The following is a 9,736-nucleotide window of genomic DNA, read 5'->3' as shown; positions in this document are numbered from 1 at the left end:
TTACCCAGTATTGCGATACTATGTCCGGATAGAGCAAGTCGCCGTGACTATTTTCCTCTAACAGGCTGAGGCTGATTTCGGTGCCGAGTAAGGCAAAGAAACCTTTAGCAATATGAGCTTTTACGCCGATTGGTACGATGAGACTCCAAACATCAGATTCGGCTGAATATGAATAGTTTTTTGTATAAGTGTCGAGATTGCGATACGTGCTGGCATTGTAAAGCGTGTATTCGGTAAGGGAATTGGAATAGTAGTCAGAACTCTCGTCAAAATCGACCTGAGACCATTGCCGGCTAATTTGCATTCCGCCAAATAGCGCCCAATCGTTTTCCATTTTATAAATCAGGGAGGTCAGGAATTTCCACTGATTAATCGTTTTTTCTCCGGAACCGTTCAGGTTGAATTCGGCGGCGCTGTGATCTGTGCAACGCCGAAAGGCATAAGTGTTGGTCGCAATCCAGTGATCATAAGTCCGGTCGCTAAAACTGGTATCGTCGGACGCATAATTTGTGGTAACATCCTGACTTTTTGGGGAATAAGAAAAAAACGACCGCAGGACAAGGTTTTTATTAAGGTTTTTCTCGAAAGTTAAAGTCAGGTAAGGTTTCACACCGGAAGTTTTATAGGAATAATCGCTGTCCATTTTGTATTTGGATATATTGTAATAGGCAGTGTTAGTAGCTGTTTCAGAAAACGAATCCGAGGTGTCCTGCGAGACCTCCTCCTCTTTGCCGGAACCAAGAAACACACCCGCGGAAATTCCGAAAGTAGTCTTATCGTTCAAATGATGGAGAATTCCGGTGCCCAGGTCGATGTGCTGACCGTTGATCCGCATGTCTTCATCGTTGAGAATTCCGTACGAAGAATGCGGATAGGTTGCCCATTGAGAATCATACAGATTACCGTCCCGGTGAAAAATGTAATGTCCGAGGTGAAAACCGAGATCGGTTTTGGTCGACAACCGGTAGCCCAATGTAATCTCTGCCTGATTGGCCAGGACGATCTGCTGATTTTCATCGGTTTCCAGGCGTTGCGGTTCGAGAGCGGCGTAGGCATTAGACCTGACCGCTTCATCGAACCAGCCGCCGCTCGACCACCAGGTCGAGTTACGGTAAGGTCCATAGTCGAAAACCGAACGGTTGACGATTCCCAGGATTATTCGTTTATTCAGTGGCAGGATCAGCGCCAGATTATAGAGCGGCGCGATATTCATATTCTGAACACTGGTCTGGCTGTACCAGGACGGTGCGAGATAATAGCTGTCAGTGAGCAGGGAAGAGGACAACGGGCTCAAAGAAGATTCCACCGTGCTTTCGAGATTGAAATCGATGTAAAAAGTCTTTTGCTTTTCCCTTAAGATATAAGCCGGATTCCATCTCAGGTCACTGAACTTATCCGGAACCATGCCGCTGACTTCCGTCGCAAAGATCGCCATCTGCATGGTGCGGAAACCAATCGGCTCCAGCAGATAGGGAACCGAAGGCTGGCGGGTGACCGGATCGGGAACTGTCGCCGTCACGATTCCGGATAGAATAAGCAGGTTGGATATAATGTGTCTTAGAACTGGCTTGTCTTTCATTTTACCTCTTATGTGTTGTGATTTTCAATTTTTCTCGGTTGAAATCCGGTTTTATCTATTCGCTCCATTCGGGTTGATATATTTTTCCGATGAATAGTATCGTTCCAGAGGCGCGCTCGCGGATGGCAAAAATGAACGGACGATTGACAAGCATATTCTGTTCTTTGATACTTTCAAATGTTATCTCGACTGAAGTTGCCGCCGCCGCTTCGGTGCCTTCTTCATCGACTTCAACGAATGTTTTATGTCTGACTTCGCTGATGTACAAACCATCGTCGGCATTTATGCGAGTAAAATCCGCTTGTTCATCGCTGAATGCGATTCCCATGCCGAGGCTTGTCAATGAATCGTTGAGTTTCCGGAACCACTCGAGTTTGAATTTCGGCAAATAAAGATCGACGGTCGTTTTGGAATAATTAGAAATCCAGTCGTTCCATTTTTCATCGGTCAGGATGCTTATCAACGAGTCGGTATCGATACTGGATTCCGGCAGGAGTACCGTCATGGCAAAATATCCGTCGTTGTACGGCAGGTCGATTATCTGAAGTTCGTCAGTCTCAGTGTAATCGAAATCGCCACTGATCGACATCATTTTACAGGTTGTCGATTCGCCGCTATGCAGATAAAATGGTGCATTGCCTGTGTGTTCTTCATTGAATTGATATGTCCACGTTCCCTTAAAATAAATAGCATTAAGCAGAAACATAACCGTATTTGGATCGATCGGCTTATCGAGAATTTGTTTGATGAGACCATTGGTCTGTTCTTCGATCCAGTCGTTCATCGCATCGACGGCGGCGTCCTGACTAAAGTCAAGGCTTCGCACCGCCGCATCGAAAAACGTTTGGTTAACGTCAATAAACGCCGGCAAAACGGCGAATCCGTTTCGGTACCAGATGGAGTTCGCGATCCGGAATTTGACCTTCGGATCGAGGTTTCTCAGCAATTTGATCAAACTTTGATAAGATTTGTTGATTTCATCTTCTGTAAGATTTTCAAAACCGAGCGTTGAATGCATTGCCTCCAACGTAGAACCTGCCGCGCCATTAGATGTCATTCCCAGTGCCATCGAAACCGAAACTGGCGAGATGAACAGGTTGCTGTCTTTAACATCGTCCGACAATTTTTTAAAAAGATCAAATCCAAACGAGTTGCTCGATTCGATCAATGTCTGTTCGGACTTGCTGAGATGTCTTGGCAATTGCGGAATTTCGTCGGAATTTGGCGCAGTGACATCCGAGCAATTCATAAAAATCGCCGCCATTATGAGAAGAGCAGAAATATTTTGGATGATATTTTTCATCTTTAATCCTCTTTCTTTAATCCTCATTCGATGATGGGTTCCATGATTTTTCCGATGAATAGTATCGTTCCGGACTGTCTTTCGCGGATCGCGAAGACAAACGGCCGGTCGATTCGCATGACCGGCGACTCGGGACCGACGCTCGTACATCCGACCCCGACTGCTGTCACTGCGGCGGCTTCAGTGCCTTCTTCGTTGACATCGACGAACGTTTTATGCATGACTTCGCTGATATAAAGCTCACCGTTAGCATTGATTTTGGTAAAATCCGCCAGCCCCGGAACGAAGGCGGTTTCCATTCCAAGCGTTGAAAGAACATCATTCATTTTTAGATTATAAGACAACTTGAATTTTGGCATGAAGAGTGAAACTTCGGCGGTATCGAACTGTGAGAGCCAATCGTTCCATGAGTCGTTGTTCAGCGATTCAATTAACGTGTTGACGTTTGATCCGATAGCGGGCAAGAAAATGGTCATGCTGAATCCGGCATTACCGTAAGCCAGATCGATTGCCTGAACCTGTTCATTCTGGAAATATGGATGCTCGCTCTTGTGACTCATCATCTTACAAGTCTTCGAATTACCAGAAGATAAGAAGAACGGTTCGTCGGTTGTGCGGTCTTTAGAAAATTCGTAAGTCCAACTGCCTTTGAAATAAATGGCATTGATCAGGTACATCACCATCTCGGATGAAATGGGTTTTGGCACGATTTCCTTGATCTTGCCGTTGGTTTTTTCATTGACCCAGGAATTGATAATGTCCGCCGCGTCGCTTCGATCGAAATCCAATGCTGATACCTCGGCATCGAAATATTTTTTATTCACATTGATGAAATCTGCCAGCACTGAAAATGTGTTCCGATACCAGATGGAGTTGGCAATCTGGAAGTTGACTTTAGAATCTGCGGAAGTCAGCAGATCGATCAATCCATAGTAAGATTGGTTGATTTCGTCGATTGAAAGGTCGCCGTATTCGAGCGTATTCCGCATAGCAGTTTGCGTTTCACCCGCCGCGCCATTAAAGGTCATGCCGAGCGCCATCGTTACGCTTAGTGGCGAAATGAAGATGTTGGAATCTGATTGATTCTTGGATATTTCCCTGAAGAGTTTCAGTCCGAACTTATTATCGACTTCAGTAATTTTAACCTCCGCAACCGTCAGATCGCGTTTGAGTTTCCAGTTATCATCGATCGGATTCGTCGAATCATCGCAACTCCACAGATAAACGAGTGAGAGAATCGAGAGAGTGAGAATTGTTTTCGTTTTCATAGTGTTTCCTTTTTCTGTCCGTTTTTAACGAATATTTTCATAGTTCTAGAATTGGTCGTGATATTTTTAGCGTCACGACAAGTTTCAACGTGTCGTATTCCTCGGAAAATATCGGGTAAGGGTCCAACTGTAAAAATTCCATGTGAAGCCCGAGTGTATCGACGGTTGTGTGGTTGTAAGAATCAAGAGTAAAATAGTAGCGTGTCTTATCCGGTATTTTTAATGAAATCTGAATTTCCGCCATTCCCTGCCAGAAACACAGGATGCCGATCGGACACCGGCTATCGGAAATGAGCTTCTCGAAGCCGACCTCCAATCCTGACGGTTGACCGATCTTGCGTTCGCCCAATTTGAGTTCGACGATTTCATCGATATCCAGATAGGATTCTTCTTCCGGTTCTAGAATGCATGCCGCCAGTAAAATCGCGACCAGAAAAACGATCAATGTTTTTGCCGTTTTGGAAGTTTTTCCCATCAAAATTTTCATTTCATCAACTCAGAATATTGCAACTTTTCAATCGTCCGGAGGAATAAAGACAAATATCGTTCCAAGCGATTTCAGTCGAGTGAGGTTGTTTGATTTGCCGGAAAAACTCAGAATCCTGACGGTGAGTCTCAGATTTCTGAGGATTCGGGGATTATTCGAACCGATATTGCAAGCCGACGGACGCGAACCATTTGTTGTAATAGATGCCGCTGTACTGCGTCTCGTTCCGGAAAAAGGCGAACTTGCCGGCCAATGACAGCCCGCCGGATAGTTCGTTTTCCCACCCAAGGAAAATTTGGTTCTGGACGTTTTGTTCAGGATCGGGATTATAATAAATGGCTTTTTCGGAGGGATCATCCAAGTAACGTTTGAGTTGAAATTCGGCGATTGCCTGTAAAAGCAGACGCCTGATTTTTCGCGTCGCATAAACTCGTATCGAGGCGTTGGCAAATGAGGAATATTGGCTGTTGGAATTGAGATAAGAGAATCGGAGACTTCCGCCCGCGATCCAAATTTTTCGGTGTTCAAATCCGATTTGACCGAACAGAACGACGTCTTGCTGGAGTTTGTGTATTCTCGAACTTGTATCGGGTTCGTGATAAACCTGCCGATTAGGGTAATCGATTTTCAGGATAGAAGATTTACTAGAAAGCGTCCAAGTCTTTGCCGGTTGGAATTGTAACTCACTAACTATGCCGATTTGTGTTGAATTGAACCGTTGAGCATAGCGAAACCAGTCATTCCGGTAATAAATGCCAATTTGAGTAACGGATTTTCCGAATCTGGTTCCGACATTCGCGGAAAAATCAACATCTGAGTAAGCGTTTGGCGCGTTTTGCCACCACTTGGTCAGGAGATTCGCCTGCGATTTGAAGAAAATTTTGGGAGAAAGTGCAAGATAATATAGCCAATTGCCGGTCGTGATAAGTTTGTTTTCTTCGGGATTTTTGAAATAAGCGGAATAATTGCCGATGAGACTGATTCGTCGGTTAGATCGGTCGGTGGATTGATTAGCGAGAATGCCGCACCAGAACTGACCGGCATTGTCGTCGATGCGATTGGAATCCGACTCGAAGATGTTGTTCTCCATTAAAACTTCTGCTTTGACGTACGATGAGAATGTTTGCTCGGTCGCCGCTTGTAAAAGTGAACTGACCCAAAACGTAGCGCAAAGGATTTTCAGGAATATCCCGAGTCCGGCGGTTTTTCTGTTCTTCATCAGTGGAGAAAATACATGGAAAACTAAAATGGAAAAAGGGAAAAGTGACTATTTTCTATAGTTTGGAGAAGCGGCGGGTCGTGAAATTTGATGTTACCGTTTCCTCTGTTCGAGTTCGGCGATTTGCTTTAGGTAATAGGTCTTGATGGAATCCATCTGACTGATGTACGAGCGCATGTTTTTAGACGGTATTGGCTGGACAATATGCAGATAATCTTCGCTGTTCAACGTCATCGGAAATTCAGTCTGAACTGTGCGCGTCGTCCAGGTTTCTTCGAGGCCTAAATTGGTTGGAACGACGTTTCCGTAAGTTGCGTCTTCGTCTGTGATTTTTAAATCGCGTTCGGTAAGTGTCGTCTGGTAACTGCGGGAATTAGCAGGATTGATCTCGCCGGAAAAAGCGGTCATTTCCGATGCGAATTGCGCCATCCGTTTTCTAAGGAGTTCTTCTTCTTTGGCGGCGGCAATGATCAGGTCGATCTGATCAACTTTTTCGCGCAGAATCCTGATAAGTTCGGTTCTCAGCATCGCCTGCTGAGATGGATTTTTAATGAATTCGAGAATATCATCCTTGCGGGGCAGGATTATAATCCCCGCAGGTGCAAAATAACGTTGATTTTGTAGGAGCCAGTCTCGGCGGTCTCTGAGTTCTAAAAGAGTCAAAATCGCATTTGTACGGCGTGGCGGTTCGGTTATATTTTCCAAAAGATCAATAACGGAGTCGATTTTCGACGAAATCAGCGGATAATATGCGTTGAAAATCCGGTTCGCGCTTGCCTTTTTCCCCGCTGATTGCTTGTAAGCGATCATCAACTGGTCGCTGATTTTTGCTTTTTTCTCCGTGAGTTTTGTGATTTTCCGTCGGTTCATCCAGTCGGGATTTCTTTCTTGTCTCAGGGATGAAATAGATTTTTCGATTTCGGTCTGTTCTGTCAAAAGTTTTTTTTCTTTCTGAACAAACAAGGCGATTTCAGAGATGTCGGCGGAAATTGCGTTGTGATAATCCGAAAGAGATTGGCCTGCGGATGCGGAACTGAATAACCAAAGCATCATGCAGGTAATCCAACCATGAAATTTCATTTTTCGCTGAAGGATGCCGAACCATTTTCTCATTTTATAAATACTCGCTCTCTTCGATTCCGTATTTGTCGATCTTGTAATAAAGAGCGCCGGTTTTAATGTTCAGCGCATCGGCGGCGTGTTGTTTGACGCCTTTGGAAGCGCGCAATGCGTTGACGATCATTTCCCGCTCGATCTTTTCGACGGATTGAACCAGATTTCCGTCAGGTTGGGACGCGTGTCCATTCTCCGATTCGCCGAGATCGGTGAAGGCGAACAGATCATCGCTGAACCGATTTTCTTCGATAAAAATGAGCGCACGTTCGAGAAAATTTTCCAATTCACGAATGTTTCCATGCCAGGAATAATGTGTGAGTTTCCGAATGACGCTGGTATCGATAGCCGGTGTTTTTCTACCGAGTTTTTCAGACTTATTCCGAATGATAAAGTCTATCAATAGTGGGATGTCTTCCTTTCGTTCTCTTAGTGGCGGAATAAAGATAGGAATAACGTTGATACGATAGAAGAGATCGCTCCGGAAGGATTCGTCCCGAATCGCCGCTTGTAAGTCTTTGTTCGTTGCGGCAATGAGCCGGAAATCGCTGGAAATCGGGTTTTCGCCGCCGACGCGATGGAACTGTTTTGTTTGAAGCACGCGAAGAACTTTGACCTGAAGAGCTGGAGACATTTCGCCAATTTCATCGAGGAAAAGCGTTCCGCCGTTGCTGATCTCGAATTTGCCCACATGTGTTTTGACGGCGCCGGTAAAAGAACCTTTTTCATGACCGAATAGTTCGCTTTCAAGAAGGTTTTCATTCAACGCTCCGCAGTTCACAGCGACGAATGGTCCATGATGACAGAAACTCTGTTGGTGAATCGTCCACGCGACGAGTTCCTTTCCCGTGCCGCTCTCGCCAGTGATGAGAATCGGACTGTTGACTTTGGCGACTTTTTCGATCACCGCACGGATTTTTTCAATAGCCGGCGATTGGCCGATGAGCAAAGGCGTTTCGACCGATGAAGATTCGATCTGTTGTCGAGTCGAAAACCGGTTGTAAATCATTTCGACTTTTTTCCGGAGCTCGGCGATGGAGAATGGCTTGGTGATAAAATCTTCTGCGCCGTATTTCATCGTCTCGACGGCGATATCGACGGAAGCATAAGCCGTGATTAAGATAACTTCGGTCGCAGGTCGCAGGCTCTTGATCGCCTTGAACAGTTCGATGCCATCAAGTTCCGGCATCCTAATGTCAGTGATAACCAGATGAAATTGTGATGATGAAAATAGATTGAGTCCTTTCTTACCGTCTTCCGCAGAAACTGTGTCGAATCCGTCTTTTTTCAGAAATGCGGTCATGCCGTCGCGTAGAGATTGGTTGTCTTCGACAATTAGGATTCTGAAATTTTTCTTCGGTTCGTTCATTTATTGCTCCGGTAAGGTGATGACAAATTCCGTGCCGCTTTCATCCGAAAGCGCGAGTCGGATGAAACCGCCATGTTCTTCGACGATGGATTTGGCAATCGATAGCCCTAGGCCGATGCCGCTTGATTTGGTGCTGAAGAAAGCGTCAAAAATCTGAGGCTGGATTTTTTCTGGGATTGGATTGCCCTGATTGAAAAATGAGATAGTCAATTCATCGCCAATTTGATGGATTTTGATTTGGATTGGATTGGATTCGCTGGATGCGTCAGCGGCATTTCGCAGACAATTGGTGAAGGCGCGTTGAATTTTTCCCGGATGAACGCAAAGACTACCTTCGCCATCCACGACGAATGTATGGTTTGGAAAAAACTGGCGTATTTCACTGATGCTTTCTGTTAGCAAATTCCGAATATCGCTTTTGACCAGATTGCTTTCAACGGGTCGCGCATAAGCAAGAAAAGCGTCAACGATTTCTGAAAGACGATTCACTTCCCGGAAAATTGCGTTTGCAAATTCTGCCAACTCAGGCGCGTTTTGAGATTCTTCTATTAACAATTCGGCATTGATTTTCATACCGCCGAGCGGATTGCGAATCTCGTGGGCGACTGACGCTAAAAGTTGTTTATTCTCTTTTTCTCGAAGATCGATTTCCGTCTGCATTTTTTGCATCGTTTTGCCTAGAAAACCGATCTCATCACTTCGGCTTTTTAAATTTAACGGATGGTTGCGTCCTTTTCCGATTTCCTCGGCATATTTTGTTAAAAGTCCGAGCGGTTTTGTCAAATTACGAGAAGCTAGAATCGAGATGAAAATTCCCAGTAGGAGAATTGTCAATCCACTCCAAATCATCTGGCTTTTCAATTTGGCGACGTCCTGAAGAAATGTCGCGTTGGCGTCAATTGCTACAATGACAATGGAACCATCCGGTAGGTGAAGCTGGCTGAAGGTCGATTTATAATAGTTTCCATTGTCATCGGAGAAAAGCGGCGAGCATACGATTTCACCCCGGAAAGTGCGGGAGATTTCATTGGAATGCAACATCAGGGATTTGACGCCGACTTCTTCTTTTCCCGTTGAGATAAGCAAAGAAGTGTCTGTCCGAATCAGATAAATGGAACTGGCTGAAACCTTTGATAGGTTTGTTTCTAACATTTGTCGGATGGAATCTCGGGCGACGTTCGATTCCGGATAACGGTTAAGAAAACCGATAAGTGCGACGTCCAATCGCTCCCGCAAAAGAACGATATTTATTTTCAGGTTTCGGGAAAGTTCTTCTTCCATCGTTTGGTGAGTCTGCCAGTAAGTCGGAACCGAGAGAAGAATCACAATCAACGCAATTAGTAACCCGATAAACAAGGCAATTTTATGTGATAATTTTTTCATGATTGCAAATTACTT

At 45.0% G+C, this 9,736-nt stretch carries 8 protein-coding genes; all 8 read right to left on the bottom strand.

Features of this window, described 5'->3' with window-relative positions; genetic code table 11:
* A partial coding sequence (locus tag COT43_11075) for a hypothetical protein (protein ID PIS27385.1) occupies positions 1-1,519 on the bottom strand: 1,519 nt, incomplete at its 3' end.
* 115 nt (positions 1,520-1,634) lie between these two features.
* Complete coding sequence (locus COT43_11070; GenBank protein ID PIS27384.1) at positions 1,635-2,909, bottom strand: proteinase inhibitor I4 serpin; 1,275 nt, start codon at positions 2,907-2,909, stop codon at positions 1,635-1,637.
* Positions 2,906-4,150: a hypothetical protein gene (locus tag COT43_11065; protein PIS27383.1), complete on the bottom strand. Its 1,245-nt coding sequence runs from the start codon at positions 4,148-4,150 to the stop codon at positions 2,906-2,908. Before COT43_11065 ends, COT43_11070 begins: the two co-directional genes overlap by 4 nt.
* 37 nt (positions 4,151-4,187) lie before the next feature.
* Positions 4,188-4,637, bottom strand: coding sequence for a hypothetical protein (locus tag COT43_11060; protein PIS27382.1), 450 nt, complete (start codon positions 4,635-4,637; stop codon positions 4,188-4,190).
* A gap of 151 nt (positions 4,638-4,788) precedes the next feature.
* Complete coding sequence (locus COT43_11055; protein ID PIS27381.1) at positions 4,789-5,856, bottom strand: hypothetical protein; 1,068 nt, start codon at positions 5,854-5,856, stop codon at positions 4,789-4,791.
* Between the two features lie 93 nt (positions 5,857-5,949).
* Complete coding sequence (locus tag COT43_11050) at positions 5,950-6,969, bottom strand: hypothetical protein (GenBank protein ID PIS27380.1); 1,020 nt, start codon at positions 6,967-6,969, stop codon at positions 5,950-5,952.
* A gap of 1 nt (position 6,970) precedes the next feature.
* Positions 6,971-8,338: a Fis family transcriptional regulator gene (locus tag COT43_11045; protein ID PIS27379.1), complete on the bottom strand. Its 1,368-nt coding sequence runs from the start codon at positions 8,336-8,338 to the stop codon at positions 6,971-6,973.
* A complete protein-coding gene (locus tag COT43_11040; GenBank protein ID PIS27378.1) occupies positions 8,339-9,721 on the bottom strand; it encodes a hypothetical protein in 1,383 nt (460 codons plus the stop codon).
* Positions 9,722-9,736 lie beyond the last annotated feature (15 nt).

This window comes from Candidatus Marinimicrobia bacterium CG08_land_8_20_14_0_20_45_22 (assembly GCA_002774355.1).
In the GTDB taxonomy this organism is placed as follows: Bacteria; Fidelibacterota; UBA2242; order UBA2242; family UBA2242; genus 0-14-0-20-45-22.
The sequence above is the reverse complement of the archived record's forward strand: the minus strand, read 5'-3'. Positions and strand labels throughout refer to the sequence as shown.